The 18066-nt window shown below is 44.5% G+C and carries 9 protein-coding genes; 1 reads left to right on the top strand and 8 read right to left on the bottom strand.

Translation table 11 applies throughout. The features are described 5' to 3' along the window. Positions 1-290: 290 nt before the first annotated feature. From ACFFGT_RS08890 to ACFFGT_RS08875, 4 genes are all read right to left on the bottom strand, one after another. Complete coding sequence (locus tag ACFFGT_RS08890) at positions 291-1739, bottom strand: DNA/RNA non-specific endonuclease (protein WP_377022169.1); 1449 nt, start codon at positions 1737-1739, stop codon at positions 291-293. A gap of 132 nt (positions 1740-1871) precedes the next feature. Then, complete coding sequence (locus ACFFGT_RS08885) at positions 1872-3020, bottom strand: hypothetical protein (protein ID WP_377022168.1); 1149 nt, start codon at positions 3018-3020, stop codon at positions 1872-1874. Between the two features lie 21 nt (positions 3021-3041). After that, a complete protein-coding gene (locus ACFFGT_RS08880) occupies positions 3042-5990 on the bottom strand; it encodes a TonB-dependent receptor domain-containing protein (protein ID WP_377022167.1) in 2949 nt (982 codons plus the stop codon). A 161-nt stretch (positions 5991-6151) separates the two neighbouring features. After that, positions 6152-7345: a FecR family protein gene (locus ACFFGT_RS08875; protein ID WP_377022166.1), complete on the bottom strand. Its 1194-nt coding sequence runs from the start codon at positions 7343-7345 to the stop codon at positions 6152-6154. 721 nt (positions 7346-8066) lie between these two features. Here ACFFGT_RS08875 and ACFFGT_RS08870 point away from each other — a divergent pair. Beyond that, the gene (locus tag ACFFGT_RS08870) at positions 8067-8918 is read left to right on the top strand and encodes a carboxylesterase family protein (RefSeq protein WP_377022165.1); all 852 of its coding nucleotides are present in this window, start codon (positions 8067-8069) and stop codon (positions 8916-8918) included. A 462-nt stretch (positions 8919-9380) separates the two neighbouring features. Here the strand turns inward: ACFFGT_RS08870 and ACFFGT_RS08865 are convergent, their stop codons facing one another. The 4 genes from ACFFGT_RS08865 to ACFFGT_RS08850 form a co-directional block, all read right to left on the bottom strand. Further along, complete coding sequence (locus tag ACFFGT_RS08865) at positions 9381-9974, bottom strand: RNA polymerase sigma-70 factor (protein ID WP_377022164.1); 594 nt, start codon at positions 9972-9974, stop codon at positions 9381-9383. A gap of 274 nt (positions 9975-10248) precedes the next feature. Then, on the bottom strand, positions 10249-13107 hold the full coding sequence (locus ACFFGT_RS08860; protein WP_377022163.1) for a M16 family metallopeptidase: 2859 nt from the start codon (positions 13105-13107) through the stop codon (positions 10249-10251). Between the two features lie 264 nt (positions 13108-13371). Continuing rightward, positions 13372-14817: a TolC family protein gene (locus tag ACFFGT_RS08855; protein ID WP_377022162.1), complete on the bottom strand. Its 1446-nt coding sequence runs from the start codon at positions 14815-14817 to the stop codon at positions 13372-13374. A 12-nt stretch (positions 14818-14829) separates the two neighbouring features. Further along, positions 14830-17994 carry an efflux RND transporter permease subunit gene (locus ACFFGT_RS08850; protein ID WP_377022161.1) on the bottom strand — a complete coding sequence of 1055 codons (3165 nt, stop codon included), beginning with the start codon at positions 17992-17994 and terminating at the stop codon, positions 14830-14832. Between the last annotated feature and the right edge of the window lie 72 nt (positions 17995-18066).

Genomic DNA, 18066 nt, shown 5'->3' with positions numbered 1-18066 from the left:
CAATCAGTATCAGCAAGACAAACACAAAACGGCAGGTGTTCAATTTTTAAAAGTGTGAACACTTGTTATTTTTGTCTAAATTTTATTGCTTGATAATCAATTGATTGTGAATATCAGAAAACGTCCAATAAACTAACTTGAACAAGTTATTGTTGATAATCAATGAGTTACCAAAGTTGATTTTAAAAAGCTGAACACCCGTTTTTAAAAAACTGAACACTGCAAAAACATCAACAAAAAAGCCGGAGGTATGTAATACCCCCGGCTTCTCTTTTTCAAATTATTAGCTTTTAAGATCCCGAAGCGCCGTTATCCACTTTAACTTCAAGCGCTGTCCTAACCGCAGTTGGCAGGCTTGATAGCAGGGTATAACCAGTTGCTGTTTCAATACTCTTAACAGTGGTAATGTACTTAGTCCAGTCGGAATTGATGCTGTTGATATTAGGTGTATTTACCGCAATAACCCTTGTTGAAGCAGTAACGCGTGCTACGTCACCATCACCTTTAGGGATGATCAGGGCAACTTTCCAAACATTGCTTGGTACGTTTACATGGCCACTGTTGATGGTGTTTGCAGAACCGTTTGACCCTGTACCGCCTGTACCGTAGCTACCCATAATAATATAAACCTCGTTGCCGGCAGCAACCTGTTCGCGCAGGTAGTTTTCAAGGTTGGCCCAGGTTTGCTGGTTATTTTGAGGTGCCTGTGGTATCATATTGGTCATCAGGAAGGTTGAAGCATTTGCCCCGGTTGAGCTGGTGCGATCAGCCGACGGGCAATTATGGCCCCTGTCAAAACCGCTTCCAGAGTAGCTGTTGCTCTCTACCTGGTACCAGCCTGTTGGCAAGCCGCTCCAGCCAGCAAAATCATCCAAACGACCGGTTGCATTGGTGGTATTGGTAGCGTCAAGGTGCCAGCTTACCCAGTTTGGTTCGCCTTTGGTAGCGTTGTATGATTCTACATAATATTTCTGATCTACAAGGTAATTATCCATAGATGCAAGAGTTGAAAGCGCATTTGACGGATTACCAAAAAGCAGGTTGCTGTTATCGCCGCTTGTTGGTGGTGCATCGGCCCCGGCGGTAACGTCCCTTGGTGTAGAAGAGTTTGATGTACCGGTAGTATCGCTGCCGCCGGTATCAGGTGTACCAATGGTTATACCCGGATCGCCGGTACCTTTAAAGGTAATATCATCAATATTGATACGGGTTGTGCCTGCTTTCTTGATCTCAAACCTAACTTTACCTGTAACGCTCACTTTAAACGAGTCGGTTACCAGGGTGGTATTGGTTTCGCTGATATCGGTGCCTACCTGGTTATAATTAGCTCCACCATCGGTCGACATAAGCAATTGCCATGTTGATGTGGCATCAGTACCATATTTACCATGTTTAATATACAAAGTGGTAAGGCCTTTAATGTCGAAATTCATGGCTATATCCCCAGTACGGATCCTTACCGATTTACTGCCGTCTTTCAGGTCGGCAGCAAGGTTACCTATCAGGGCGTCGGCAAAATTCCAGCTTCCTGTGCTCAGGGTGATATCGGCTGCCGCATAGGCAGTTTTGCTTCCCTGTTCAAAATCCTCGGTAATGGTGTAAGGAACAGGAGCCGGTGGAGTTGTTACAGTAGTGTCGCCCGATTTTGGTGGCGGAGTTGGTGAGGTTTTAAGGTCTTTAGAACATCCGGCAAAGGTTAAAGCTAAACCCAGGCCGATAAGCAGGTTGTTAATTTTCATAATGGTTGTTTTTATGACAGATAAATACAAAGCACAGCCCACGCGTTTATGCTGTGCAATTTTTTTAAACCGGAAAGATTTAGGGGAGATAGGAAACAGGAGCATGCATTTCACATGCTCCTGTTTATATAATTATTGTGCAATTACAAAGTCGGTGCCGTTGTAAGTGAACGTTTTAGAAGTATTGGAAGTTTTTCCGAAACTGTAAACAGTATATGTCACTATGTATTTTTGACCCGGATTGGCTGTAGCTTTATATTTTTCAACCAAAACGGCGCTTAAAGCGGCATTCAGATCGGCATCGCTCCAGAAGGTAGCATCGGTTGCAGCACTGATGTTAAAGTCGGGGTATTGTGCAACGTTAGCCCTTGCTGCATCACTACCGGCTGTTGTTTTGGTGCCGATATAAGTATAATCGTCTTTTACCAAAGTATAGCTTATGGCACTGTTAAGCAGCCATTTGCCACCGTTTCTTTCAAATGATAATGTTTCGGCTGTTGAACCGGTAACCCAGTTGGTACCATCAAAAGCAAATGCTATTACCCTTTGGCTGGTAACCTTAGCTGCGCTGTAATAGTTAAAGCTTACATATTTTACATCGCCTGTTTTGGTAGTAGCAGTAAGTACAATATCGGCTTTTAATATACCATTGATATAGGCTGTAAGGCTGGCATCATCTGCAGATGTAAATTGATTAAAGCTTGACCGGCCTACCGAAGCATACTGAGCCGGGCTAAGCATATAAATTTGCTGCCATGCACCATTCAAATACAGGTATGAAAATGTTTGTACTGTAGTAGTGCCCGAATAGTAGTTAAATGTTAATACAGCCAATTGGTTTGGCTTTGGGTTTTGTGTTTTAGGACCGTAAGGCAACCATGACAGGATCTGGGCGGCAGTAAAATCAGTGAATTTGTTGCCGGGCAATAACAAGTAATCAGCATTGGTAAGTGTGTAAGCAACATTCTTGAAAACACTGTCGGCCAAAGTAATTTTTGGTGTACCTATAGCCACGGTTACATCGGCAGTTGATTTGTCATCAACACGCGGATATTTGGCAGCCAGAATTTGCGGAACATATAATTTGGCATCAGCATCAGAAATGAAATTGTTGGTTTTTGACGCGTAGATGGATGTATCCAGCAATTTATAATCGGCAGGTAATAACGTAAGTGCAAGTGCCGGGGTATGTTTAGCAGCCGAATTTGGGATTACAGGCTGTTTTTGACATGCCGTAAAAAACAATGCTGCAAAAGCTAATAAATAAAATATCTTTTTCATTTTAATTACTTAAAAGTTTTATTAAAATTTAATTTTTAAACTGGTTACAAACGTTCTGCCTAAGCCATAGTAAACCAGCGCATTGGCTGCATTACCGGTTAGGTTACCGTCATAAGAGTCGGCAATGTATTTGGTGTTAAGCAGGTTGTTTACGTTGCCTATCAATACGGCATCTAAACCTGCAATTTTAAACCTGAACACACCGTTAAGGTTCCAGATAGAGTAGTTTGGCAGTTTGTATGGGCTTAAACCGGCTGTGCCAGCATTAGCAAAGTTGAAATCGGAATAATAGTTACCGTAGTAAAAATAGTTACCGCCTATGCTCAGGTCGGGCAGTATATCGATATCGGCGCCTAAGGCTGCGGTAGTTTGTGCAGCATCACCTACTTTAATATCTTTCAGATAAACTTTGTTAACTGTTTTTACAGCCTGCTGTTGTGAGTTATAAACTGTTGACGGGCCTGCATCATTGGTGTAGTGCCAGTCGCCGTATGATAACATACCGCTTATTGTAACTTCTTTAATTGGCTTTAATTTCATTTCAAGCTCAAGGCCCTGGTGCAGTTCATCAACACCGGCAACGTTTACTGTATAAAGCTGGTTGGTAGGCTGGTCAAAGTAAGCTGTTGCAAATGATTCGTCGTTGTATGACGTTCTGTAAGCGTTTAATTTAGCGCTGAAGTGAGCCAGTTTGAGACCGTAGCCCAACTCATAGCTCAACAGTTTTTCAGATACCGAACTTGGGTTGATATTGTTGGTGAACTTTTGGAAAATATTATCAAAATAAGGTGGCTTGGTCATATAACCCACGTTGGCAAACACGTTCATGGCATCATTGATGTTGTAGTTTGCACCTGCCTTAGCCTGGTAGTTAAAGAAGTTAACGTACTTGCTTGTCTGGTTCGGATCGCTGTTCAGGTAGTTATAAAGGTCGGTACGTTTGTTGCCGGTACCGGTTCCTGTAACAGTTACAAAAGCCGAGAAATCATCTTTTGAATATTCGGCCTGTGCAAATGCACCGCCTGATATCACGTTGTCCTTGTTGTAATAACCAATTTTATCACCAACAATAGCGCGGTGCTCCGGATTATTGATATCGCCCGAGCGGCTGCCTGGGGCACTGTTGCCGGTAAAGGGATCATAAACATAATCAGCACCTAATAAATCGGTAACGGTTTTGTAATGGGTGCCTTTGTATGATCTTAAATCAACACCTGCCGACAGGTTAATTGATTTGCTCAATTCTGTACGGTAAGTACTTCTTACACCATACCAGGTATGGTCATTATGTGAAGAATAGAAGTAAGTGCTTGCAGAACCATCGGGGTTAGCGAAGTTTGCTTTTTCGGCTGCTGTATAGTCATATGGCGAATACAGGTTGCTTACCCTTGGTGCTTCGCCCTGGATGCCGCCGCCGCCGCCGGTGCCGTAAGTTGCGTATAAAACGGTTGATAAGCTTGAGCTTCCGTTGATGTTCCACTCATGGTTTAACGAAAACAATGGCTTGCTGAAGTTATTGTTGTACGGGTTGATCTGTTTGCCATCCTTTACACCCAATTCATAGTTCCAGCGGATACCTTGAGGGGCGTTTTGCCAGTCAGAGATCAGCTCGTCCGGCCTTTGACCGTGCGTTTGGTTAGCACCCATTACCGATAGTGATAATGTTTGGCTTGAGGTAAGCTGTTTTGAAATGTTAAAGAAGTAGTTATAACCTAAAAAGTTTAAACCATCTGCATTACCACGGCCTTGCGTCCTGCTGCCCTGAAAGGTGGCTGCCCAGCCGTTTTTATCTAAACCGGTTGATAACAGGACAGCTGTTTTTTCATAGCCGTCGCTGCCGATACCCTGTGAAATATAGCCGCCTTTTTCAGTTTCAGTACCACGGGTAGTGATGTTGATTGTACCACCAAATGAAGGCACAATGATTTTTGACGCACCTAAGCCGCGTTGCAACTGCAATGAGGTAGTTACATCGGTAAGGCCCGAAAAATCCGACCAGTACAATGAACCATTTTCCATATCATTAACAGGGATACCGTTAATGGTTAAAGCAACGTTACCTTTTTTCGATCCGCTGTTAAAGCCGCGGATGTTAATGCGCGAATCACCATAACCACCATCGCCTTGTGTTGCCATTACGCCTGGTACCACGCTTAATAATTGCGGGATATCCTGGCTGCCCAGTTTTTCCTCAATAAAACGCTGGTTTAAAGTTGTTACAGCAACAGGGGTTTTACGGTCAATAGCCACATCGCCGGTTACTACAACCTCATGCATTGAGCTTGCGCTTGATTTAAGCTCGATATCGCCGAGATTGGTAGTGCCCGAAAGCGTGATTTCTTTAGTAATGTAACCGATGTACGAAACTACCAGCACAGTACCATCACCGTTATCCAAATTAAGCTTAAATGTACCGTTAAGGCTTGTTGAAGTAGCTTTGCCGCCTCCTTTAACACCTACCGAAGCGCCGATAAGAGGTTCTTTGGTAGTAGCATCAACAACTTTACCGATATATAATGAAGCCGGTGTGTTTGCTGAGTTTGCAGAAGTTTGCGCGTTTTTTTCTTTTACAACAATGGTGTGCCCTACAATAGCATAGGTAACAGGCTGGCCTTTAAATACCCTGTCAAGCACCTTGGTTAAAGCTTCGTTTTTTACATTTAACGATACCTTGTTGCTGCCGGCAAGCAGTTCGGTTTGCATGAAAATATCATAGCCGCTTTGCTGCTCAATTTTGTTCAGTACCGCCTGGAGGCTGCTGTTTTTTTCGGCTAAAGTGATGTTTTGGCTGAAACTTTTAGCGCTGAGATGCAGACAAACTGCAAATAACAGGACGGCGATAAGCTTTATCCGCATAATAAATTTTCTTTTTGTATCCGGACTCACCCGGAAAAAACCTTTTGTAGCGTTTTTGAATTTATTTACCCGGCCATCGTTGTGTACAGGCACAGGAAATGTAGAAAAATCCATATTTTTGTTTTGGGTTAATTAGTTTAAAAAGTATTTAGTCGATATGATTTGGATTGTGTTTGCCCGAAAAAATAGCCGGAAGTGGTCGCAACACTTTCGGTTTTTTTATGGGCCAACTTTTAGTAAACCGGCCTTGCCGTTTACTGCATATTGGATTTTTGTTATGATTTTACTATAATCTTCCTCCCGTTAATTGTGAAGTTTAAGCCGCTTGTTTTAAGGATCTCAAATATTTGCGACACGGGTACATTGCGCGATATGCGCCCCATGTAATGCTTTTGCGATGTTTTACCCTGGTACTCCACATCCACATCATACCAGCGTGATAGCTGGCGCATAATGGTTTGCAGATCGGTATTGCTGAAAACAAACTTTCCGTTTTTCCAGGCCATGGCTTCATCAATATTGGCATTTTCATTGATGCCGATGTTGTTTAACGTATTGATAGCCTGCTCACCTGGTTTTATTTTAACCGACTGGCCCGTACTGCCGGTAACGCGTACACTGCCTTCAAGCAGGGTAGTTTTGGTAGCGCCTTCATCGGCATAGCTGTTTATATTAAAGTGGGTGCCCAAAACAGTAACCGTTTGGCTTGCTGTTTTTACATTGAAAGGCTTTGACGGATCTTTGCTTACTTCAAAATAGGCCTCACCGGTAAGCTCAACCCTGCGCTCGTTGCCGGTAAAAGCGGTCGGATATTTTAGCGATGATGCAGCATTTAACCAAACTCTTGTGCCATCGGGTAAAACAACCTGGTATTGGCCGCCACGCGGGGTAGCCAGCATGTTCATGGCAATAGTTTCGGCAGGGGCAGGGGCTGATGGATTTTCAGCCTCATGGGTAGCTTCATAAACAACCTTGCCGTTTTCATCTTCTTTAATCACTGCATGTTGCTGGCTGGCAATTTGCCCGTGTTTGGCGCTATCCAAAACTATGGTTGAGCCATCGGCAAGCGTAAGTACTGCTTTGTTGGTTCCCGGCGGGATATCTTTATGTTGATTGGCCAGGTTTTGTGGCTGCTCTGCGGTGCGGCGTTTATTATTGAGGGTGATGGTTACTGCAGCCAGTAATAGCACAGCTGCTGCATATCCTACCCAACGTAAGTTGTTGCCTTTACGTTTAAACCCCGTGCCTTTGGCAATGTTTTGCCATGCTTTGGTTTTATTGCTTACTGAAAAGGTTTCCAGCTCATTATTGAGCAGGTGTTCGTCGGTTAATTTTTTGAATAATTCCTGGTTGCGGGCATCAGCCTGGATCCATTGATCAAGCTGGAGTTTTTCCTGGTCGCTCAGCTCGTTTCGCATATATTTTGCGATCAGCTGGCCCAGGTCAAAGTATGATTCGTAATTATTCATTTTTCCTTTTCGTACATAAAGACACCTTCGTTTTGAAAGTGGATAAAGGCGGGGGGATATTTTTTAATTTTTTTTAGCGATGTGAAATTCCAGAGGCTCTTTATGGAAAGTTGCGTTTGAAATCAAGCGCGAATAGGAGGCACCTACGGAGCCAAAACATATGTCTTGTTTTGCTATAAACATGTTACTCCTACGGAGTTTAAAAAAAGTATATGATTATAACTCCGGAGGAGTAACATGTTTGTAGAAATGAAAATCAAACAAAATTGGCTCCGTAGGTGCCTCCTATATGAGCGCAGTTTCCGAAGTTGGTCTTATTTGCCTTAGAAGCTGTTTAAAAAATGCAAAATATTCATTGCCGTTGGTTTTAACCAACGGTAAATAAGTTGAAAAGTCTTGGCTTTAGCCTAATTATGCAAGCGGATTTGGGCTGAAGCCCATCATATCGCTACTCATTGTTCCGTTGGTTAAAACCAACGGCAATGAAGTCTTATTTACCTAAAAAAGATTTTCATCAATTTTCTGTCATCACGGCCTAAAGCTTTCTGATCGTACAATTTCCTGCAGGTCGTCAATTGGCTGCCGTCGTTCGTCAATTATATTTCGGTTCGCCGAAAGCGGTGGTTATCTTTAAGTATGAAAGGATTATGATTGAGTCCTGTTATAACCTTTTGAGGATTCGGTTATATCAGGGCAATGGAACATCTGGTTTAAACAAAAGATGAAAAAAAGATTTAACAATTCGATCACAGAAAATACATGGATCAAGGGGATCCTGGTAGTTTTGGCGTTGTTAACAAACGCTCATTTCTCCCGGGCGCAGGATCTTAATCTATATAAAAAAGCGCTTTTTATTAATGGCAAAGACACGTTACCTTACAGGATATTATATCCTGAAAACTATGACCCCGAAAAATCATACCCTTTGGTTGTTTACCTGCATGGTGCGGGCTTCAGAGGAAATGATAATGAACAACAACTGGGCGGAAGTAGCAGGTATTATGGAGCTGGCAAGGATTTTTTAAATGATTCGGTCCGGAAAAAATATCCTGCACTTGTAGTTTTCCCGCAATGTCCTGCGGACAGCATGTGGTTCAAAATCCCTCCGGGGCCGCCCTACGATACAACAGCAGCGTTTAACCATAAGATGAACACCCTGGCGCTTTCAACGCCAGAACGGATGGTGAAACTTTTGATTGATAGTTTAGTTAAACATAAAATCGCAGATAAAAAAAGAATTTACCTGGGCGGCACTTCGCTTGGCGCCTTTGGCACTTACGATTTGGTAAGCCATTATCCAGGCTTTTTTGCGGCTGCTTTCCCTATCTGCGGGCAGGCTAACGTAGTGCTATATCCAAAAAGGGCAGCTAACGTTCCGGTGTGGATCTTTCACGGCGCGGCCGATGACGTTATTAACCCCTGGCCCGACAGGAGCATGATCAAAGCGTTGCAACAAAGCGGTGCTAAAAATGCAAAATACACCGAATATCCAGGATTAAAACATGACATTGAAGCAAGGGTATTTGCTGAACCCGATTTGTTCCCGTGGTTGTTTTCATTTCAAAAAAGGTAATCCCCTTTTCCGTTCCCTCAGGGGGCTCTATGAAAGCCCCTGAGGGGACACAGTTTCTCTTCACAAAGGGGGGGTGTAGAATAAAAGGCGTCATTGCGAGTAACCATCAGGGAACCTGAAAAAAACCGTGATGACGTATAAAATATATTTTAGCAATGGTGCGCGGGGCAGCGTTAGGGATTGCAGTGTAAAGCCCACAGCGCGTGTCGGGATTGGGGGCAGGAAAGGCGAGGACTTGCAACGGAAAGCCCGGGCCGCAGGCAACGCCCATATTCATAAATCGATAAAAAAACATACTTAATAATCAATAACTTACAGTCACGTCATTATAAGGGACGAAGCAATCCCAAACTATACAGGGCGACTCTGCTAATCGGGGATTGCTTCGTCCCTCGCAATGACGCTTTTTGTATTACTTGTTTTTATTAAATATTAAATTGAAGAGATCATTACTGAAGAACCTTACCGCTTAAAAAAGCTAACACCAAGCATGATAAACGCGGTAAACATTTCGGGCGAAAGTTTTACACGCATCAGCTCAAGGGCGCGCTGTTTTTGTTTTTTAACGGTATTTACCGACATGTCAAGCTCATCGGCAATTTCCTGGTTCTTTTTACCGTCGAAATAGCCCATGATAGATATAGTGCGGTGGCTTTCGGGCAGGGAATGTAATGCGGCGTGAATTTCGGCCACAGCTTCGGCGGTGATGATGGCTTCAATTACCGGTGGTTCTTCCGGTTCGGTATTGCCTTGATATTGAATATAGGCTTCAACAACTTTACCATGCCTGATCGTATTTAAGCTTGCATTGCGGACTGTGCTGTACAGAAAGTTTTTTATGGCGATCCTGTTCTGTATTACAGTTTCGCGTTGGTTCCAGTACTTGATGAAGGCATCCTGTACAATGTCTTCGGCCTGGTCTTTATCTTTAATAAGCTGGAGAGAGAAGTATACCAGCCTGTCGTAATATTGTTTGAAGAGAACATCCAGATCAACATTTTCTGCTGATGCGGTAGCATTATTCTTTTGCCCAAAAATTCCCTTTACAATACTCATTTATTTTTTCTGGCAGAAATAAAACCTGAACCCAACGAAGCAGCACCTTTTGTGCCGATAAAAACTTAATTCAAAATTGAACTTTATGTATTTAATTTGAGTTAAATAAATGTTAACAAATGCGTTTTTGATGGTAACTTTTCAGTTGCAGAGCATTAGTATAAATCGGAATAGCAGGTTTTTTATTTCTATTTAAAACATTGATTTTCAAAATAAAAATCCCCTCATGCCTGCGCTGGCATAAGGGGATTTTGGGACTTATTGCTATGTTAACTTATTGCTTTGGCTTGCCATCGGCATCGAGTTCAACAATAGGATACCCCAGTTTTTGTAACCCTGGATAAATCCTTGCCTTATCGCCAACAACCAAAATGATCATATTATCGGGGTTAAGATATTTTGAAGCCAGGCTATTGATCTCGGCAGGGGTGATGGTCGACAAGATCTTGTTTTGCTCGTCAACAAAAGTAGGTTTTAGATCATACTCCTGGATGCGTGATAAAAAGGCAGCCTTTTGCGCATTGGTTTCATAACGGCGGGCATCGCTTTGGCCTATGGAGGTTTGAGTAAATTTCAATTCCTCGGGTGTGATCCCTGTTTTTTGATAATTGGTGATCTCCTTCATAAACTCAACCACCGAGCTATCAGTAGCAGTAGCCAATACACCTGCCGATGCGGTAAAGTCGCCTCCATATTTGCCTGAGCTGAATATAGAGCGGGCACCATAAGTCCAGCCTTTTTTCTCCCTCAAATTAAGGTTGATGTGGCTGTTGAAAGCGCCGCCTAAAATGTAGTTGGCAATGCTCAGCTTGTAATAATTGCCGGTAGCATCGTAGTTCAGCTTATCTAAATACCCAATGCGGATCTCTGATTGTGCCGCACCCGGAATATCAACCAGGTATAAAGTGGTTTTATCAAATGATTTACCTTCAACCGGGGCCGGGATACTTACTTTTTTATCCTTCCAGGTATTGAGGAAAGCAAGCGCGCTTTTAGCCGAATCCTCATTAAGATCGCCCACTACAACAATTTTGGTTACCGATGGTGCAAAGTTGCTGTCATAATAATCCTGAACATCCTGTAAGGTAATACCTGCTACAGTTTCTTCGTTGCCGCCTGCTGCGTAAGTGCGCACATTGTCTGTTCCGTAAAGTATTTTGTTGTAAACAGCTGATGCCACACCGGCAGGCTGGGTTTTTGCTTGTTTAAAACCTTCGAGGGTTTGTTTCTTGATCCTGTCGAGCGCATCCTGGGTAAATTTAGGGTGGTACAGCCTTTCTTCAAGCAGCGACATGGTTTTGGTAATGTTTTTTGTAAGTGATGATACCTCAACCGAAATTTCATCAAAACTTGCAAAAATGCCTATGCTGCTGCCCAGTTTATCCAGTTCGGAGTTAAACTGTTCGCTGGTGTAGTTTTGGGTGTCCTCGTTCAGCATGCGGCCTACTATACCTGCCAAACCGGCTTTTGCAGGATTGTTAATAGCAAATAAACCACCACCTTTTACCGACATAGAAATAGACACGGCAGGGATCTCTTTATTTTCTGTTCCGATAATATTGATGCCATTTGGCGTATTTATCGACCAGATAGCCGGAACTTTGATAGCTGGGTTAGGGCCTACGCCTGGCTTTGCTGCACGGTCAAAACTATCTTTAGGCTTGTGATAGGTTAAACCATTGTAACCATAATCGGGTGCTTTGTAGCCTGTGGTATCAACGGTAAAATTATCAGGTGCAACCGGCTGTATGTTGCCGCCTTTAGGCAGTACGCTTAATATTACAGCCGGTTTGTTTTTGATGTATTGGTTATAAACGCGCATTACATCCTCTTTGGTAACGGCACGGATGGCATCCAGCTCTCGGCCAATCTGGTTAGGGTTGCCGGTAAAGGTTTGCGCCTGTGCCAGTTCTGATACTTTACCACTTACGCTTGATAGGCTGTTGATATAATCAGCTTCAGAGCTTGCTTTAAAACGGGTGAGGTCGTCATCGCTTACGCCTTTTTTCTCAAACTCGGCTAATGATTCATCCACCAATTTTTTAGCGTCAGCCAGGGTTTGGCCCGGGAAAGGAACAACCCTCATGCTGATCTCGCCGGCAAGCTCGGTATTTGATGAGCTCATAGTGGCTTGAGCTGCCTTACGGGTTTTTACAAAGTTTTTATAAAAGATAGAGTTGCGGCCCTGGCCAATGATAGCTGATAGAGCATCCAGCGGTGACATATCCTTATCATAGATCTTAACACCGGGATAGCTTACCGACAGCAATGGCAATTTGGCGTAGTTATCCGTGTAGGATACATACCTGTCGGCTTTTAATACAGGTGCAGGTAGCGACATGTTTTTTACTATAGGGCCCCTTGGGATGCTGCCGAAATATTTGCTCACCCAGGCCAGCGTTTGCTTAGCGTTAAGATCGCCGCCGATGGTTAATGTGGCGTTATTAGGGCCGTACCATCTCAGGAAAAAGTTTTTAAGGTCATTTACGCCTACCTTGTTCAGCTCCTCAATGTAGCCAATGGTAAGCCATGAATAGGGGTGGCCATATGGATATAATGTTTTTGAAGCATATTGACCAACCAGGCCATATGGGCGGTTATCATAGTTTTGTCCGCGCTCGTTTTTTACAGTTGCGCGTTGTACCTCAAATTTTTGCTGGGTAACGGCATCAAGCAGGAAACCCATCCTGTCCGACTCCAACCACAACATTTTTTCCAGCTGGTTGGCGGGTACGGTTTCATAGTAATTGGTACGGTCGCGGTTGGTTGATCCGTTCAGGGTTCCGCCAGCTTCGGTAATGATCTTAAAGTGGTCGCCGTTAGCTACGTGGTCCGAGCCCTGGAACATCATGTGCTCAAAGAAATGCGCGAACCCCGATTTGCCAATCTCCTCGCGGGCCGACCCCACGTGATAAGTGATATCCACGTGAACCAGCGGATCAGAATGGTCTTCGGTCAAAATAACCGTAAGGCCATTGGGGAGTACATATTTTTCATAGGGGATCACCAGCTCGGTTCCCTTACGGGTAACCTTTTCAATAAGCTTGGGTTGTGCCCCGGTTTGGCCAGCCGCGTTAAGCGCCATAACAGCAATTGATGGAGTGATCAATGCATGCTTTAAAAGTTTGATCATTTGTGTTAATTAGTTTAAGTATATAAGTCAGTCAACCGGTGCTTCCTTCAGTAAGCACCGAAGCTACTATATTAAGGAATTTATACTACTGGTTAATATTGTTGCGGTGTAATTTGATTTGTGTAACAGATTTGTGACCGATGATGAAAAAAACGTCATTGCGAGGTACGAAGCAATCGCGAACTATACAGAGCGGCTCTGTTTGTCTGGGATTGCTTCGTACCTCGCAATGACGATTCTTTAATTTAGGCTGATGGAATTAGCTTACTTCCAACCTCCGCCCACAGCCTGGTATAAATTAACCGAGCTTAAAAATATATCGCGTTTAATGCCGGCCAGTTCAAGCTCGGCATCAAGTACGCTGCGCTGGGCAGTGATGATCTCAAGGTAATTGGCCCTGCCAACAAGGTAAAGGTCGTTAGCTACGGATAATGCATTGTTCAATGCTTGCAGTTCTTGTTGCTTAAACTCAAAGGCGTGATTGAAGTTATCAATGCCGCTCAAGTTATTCTTCACTTCCTGGAAGCCGGAAAGGATACTTTTCTGATAGTTGTACACCGCTATTTTCTGCTCAGCTATAGTGCGCTCATATTCGGCTTTGATGGCTTTGCGGTTAAAGATAGGGGCAGTGATCCCACCCAAAATACCGTAAGTAAATGAGGCCGGATCAAACAACAGGTTTGCCCTGAAGCTGTTATAGCCGACATAGGGTGTTAAGGTTAACGTAGGGAAAAAGTTAGCGCGTGCTGCTTTAATATCGGCATTCATAGCGGTAAGCTCCAACTCTGCAGTGCGGATATCAGGCCTGTTCAACAGCATTTGCGATGGAACACCGGTACCAACTACCACAGGCAGTTTGGTTTTTATGATAGATGTATCCCTTGTGATATTGCCCGAATAGCTGCCGGTTAAAAAACGGATCTGGTTCTCAGTTTCGGTAATTTGCTGACGGGTGGTATACGCTAATCCTTTAGTACGCGATAATTGCGCTTCAAACTGTTGTACGGCCAGCTCGGTAGCACGACCGCCCAGTTTTTGAATTTTAACAATTTCTAAAGCATGCTCCTGCAGGGTGATGTTCTTTTTAATAATGCCCAATTCGGTATCATAAGCCAGTAACTGGTAATAAAGCCCTGCAATTTGGGCTGTTAGGGCAGTTGTAACTAACCGATAACCGCTTTGGCTGGCCAGGAAACGTGCAAAGGCCGCCTTTTTCTGATTGTTCAGTTTACCCCAAAGATCAACCTCCCATGAGCTTTGAAAGCCCAGGAAATAGTTAGGCACCGGGTTAGGGATATGCTGATCGCTGTTAATGTTGTTTGAGAAATTGGTGTCGTAATTACCGACGCCGTTTTGCGTATAATCACCATATTTTTCAACCCCGGCATTAGCAGCGAGATTTATAGTAGGTAACAGCTTTGAAGCGTTGAACCGTAAATTGGCCCGTGCAGCCTCAACCCGTTGCAGGGCGCTGAGTAGATCGGGGTTGGCTTTAAGGGCAGTATCAATCAGGTTGATGAGCCTTTGATCGGCAAAAAACTGGCTTATAGGTAATGCCGCAATAGTTGCCGTATCGATGCTGCTGTTAAATGATGATGGCAGGTTAGCGGTAACTTCCTGGCCCGTGACCGGCTTGTAGCTTTTACAGCCGGCCATGATCAGCATCAAAAGAACCGTATTGAATATATAGAAAATTGCTTTTTTTAGCATTGTAGGTCTTGATTAATTATTAACGATATCCAGTTCAGGATGAATAACTTCTGCAGCGGGTTTTGATTTTTTACTTCGCTCAGCCAAACCGGCGAAGATCACATACAAGCCTGGAATAAGCACCAGGCCGAATATGGTGCCCAGTAGCATCCCCCCGGCGGCGGCAGTACCTATCGACCGGTTACCCATTGCCCCCGCGCCGCTGGCCACGCAAAGCGGGATCAGGCCGGCAATGAATGCCAGCGAGGTCATGAGGATTGGCCTTAAACGGGATACGGCCCCTTCAATGGCTGCTTTTACTATGCTGAGGCCTTCTTTTTGCCTTTGTATGGCAAACTCCACTATCAGGATAGCGTTTTTACCAAGTAAGCCTATCAGCATCACCAGCGCTACCTGTGCATAAATGTTGTTTTCGAGCCCGGTGATCTTCAAAAAGAAAAACGCCCCGAAAATGCCGGTAGGCAGCGAAAGGATAACCGAAAGTGGTAACAGGAAACTTTCATACTGGGCGGCAAGCAGCAGGTAAACAAATATCAAACAGATCACAAAAATGTAAATAGCCTGGTTGCCCGACAGGATCTGCTCACGCGTCATGCCCGACCATTCAAAGGCGTAACCTTTGGGCAGCTTTTCGGCAGCAATGCGTTCGATAGCTTTAATAGCGTCGCCGCTGCTGAAGCCTTTGGCTGCATCGCCGGTAACCATGGCCGATGTATACATGTTATATCGGGTAAGCTGCTCGGGGCCAAATACCTTTTCCATTTTGATAAAGGTAGAAAATGGCACCATTTCGCCCTTGTCGTTCTTCACCTGCAGGTTTAATACATCTTCGGGGCGCGACCGATACTCTGGGGCAGCCTGCACCATTACCTTATACATCTGCCCGAAGCGGATAAAATTGGAAGCGTAAAAGCTCCCCATCAATGTTTGCAGGGTCGACATGGCTTTATCCACCGTAATGCCCTTTTGTGCCGCCGTTTGCTGATCAACAGAGATCATATATTGCGGAAAGTTGGGGTCGAAGCTGGTGAACGCGCCCGAAATTTCAGGTGAGGCGTTAAGCGCATCAACAAAGTTTTTAGTTACCTCAGCCGCTTTTTGCAGATCGCCCTGGCCGCTGCGGTCAAGCACACGGATCTCGAAACCGCTGGCATTACCAAAGCCCGGCACAGTAGGCGGTGGGAAGAACTGGATAGATGCATCGCCTATATTCTTGGTTTTTTCGGTTAGCCCGGCAATTATATCGTCCAGTGATTCTTTACGTTCATCCCAGGGTTTAAGGTTGATCATGGCCATACCGTATGATGCACCGGCAATCTCGTTCACCAAACTATAGCCCGAAAGGGTTGAAACCGATTCGATGGCTTCCATCGATTTGGTTTTCGCTTCAATCTCCTTAAGTACCTGCTCTGTACGTTCAACAGTAGCGCCGGCCGGGGTGGTTACGTTTACGTAAAGCATACCCTGATCTTCAGTAGGGATAAAGCCGGTTGGCAAAATTGCGCTGGTGCCCCAGGTAAGTACAAAAAAACCGGCAAGCAATATCAGGGTAATGCCTTTACGAGGCGACAGGTAGGTCATGAAAGTAGAATACTTTCCCTGCAAACCATTGTACTTATTATTAAAGCCGCTAAAAAAACGCTGCATCAGGTTTTTCTTTTTTGGAGCGGGATCATGCTTAAGCATAATGGCGCAAAGGGCGGGAGTGAGGGTTAGTGCATTTACACCTGATATTACAATAGAGATAGCCAGTGTAAGCGAAAACTGCCGGTAAAACACCCCAACAGGTCCCGACATAAAAGCCACCGGCACAAATACTGCCGACATCACCAGTGTAATAGCCACAATGGCCCCGCTGATCTCACGCATAGCGCTGATGGTGGCATCCATCGCATTCATGTGGTTTTCGGTCATTTTTACGTGGACGGCCTCAACCACCACTATCGCGTTATCCACCACAATACCTATGGCCAGTACAAGCGCAAACAGCGTAAGCAGGTTAATGGAGAAACCCAGCATCTGCATAAAAGCTAACGAACCAATGAGCGCCACCGGTACGGCTAAAGCGGGGATCAGTGTTGACCTGAAATCCTGCAGGAAAATAAATACTACAATGAAAACCAGTACAAAAGCCTCAATCAGCGTACGTAACACTTCATGTATGGATGCATCCAAAAAGCGGGATACGTCGTAGTTCACATTGAAAGTCATCCCGGCAGGAAATAAGCTTTCTTTGAGTTCGGCCATGCGGGTTTTAATGTTGTTGATCACCTCGCGGGCGTTTGAACCCGGCCGTTGTTTTATCATGATGGATGCCGAAGGCTTACCGTCGGTATTGGAAACCATACTGTAGGTTAAGGAGCCAAATTCAACATCAGCAATTTCCTTCAATCTTAATACCGAGCCATCTTCTTCGGCGCGGATCACAATGTTTTCATATTGTTTGGGCTCGAAAAACTTGCCCGGATAACGCAATACGTATTGCAGCATCTGTGGTGTTTTATCCGAGCTTTGGCCGGTTTTACCCGGTGCAGCTTCAACGTTTTGGGCGCGAATGGCATCTATTACCTCGTCGGTTGATACTTTATATGCCATCATCCTGTCGGGTTTTAGCCATACACGCATCGAGTATTCTTTGGCGCCCATGATCTCGGCGCGACCTACACCATCAATTCGTTTAAGTTCCTGTAAAACGTTGATATCGGTAAAGTTATAAATGAATTTCTCATCCATACTGGTGTCCTGGCTCATGATGTTCAGGTACATCAGCATACTGTTTACTTCCTTTTCGGTGGTAACGCCGGCTTTGATCACCTCTTCCGGCATTTCATCAATAATTGTGGCTACACGGTTTTGAACGTTCACCGCAGCCTGATCGGGGTCAATGCCCACGTTAAAATAGATCTGGATCACCGTTAAGCCATCGTTACTGCAAACGGTAGACATGTAGGTCATCCCCGGCACGCCGTTGATAGCGCGTTCCAGAGGGGTAGCTACAGCCTTGGCGCATACCTCGGCATTGGCACCCGTGTAGTTGGCGGTTACCGTTACCGATGGCGGCACAATATCAGGGAACTGGGTAACAGGCAGTGTTATCAACGCCAGCACACCCAGCAGGGTAATTATCAGGGAGATAACAAGCGACAGCACAGGCCGCTTTATAAAAGTTTCGAACATAGTTTTGTTGGGGTAAGTGTACAATAAACCAATGCCGCATGTTTTATGCGGCCGGAACAGGAAAACCTGGCG

Origin of the sequence: Mucilaginibacter angelicae (assembly GCF_042434235.1) — a bacterium.
GTDB classification, from domain to species: Bacteria; Bacteroidota; Bacteroidia; order Sphingobacteriales; family Sphingobacteriaceae; genus Mucilaginibacter; species Mucilaginibacter angelicae.
This window is presented reverse-complemented; position numbering and strand designations above follow the sequence as displayed.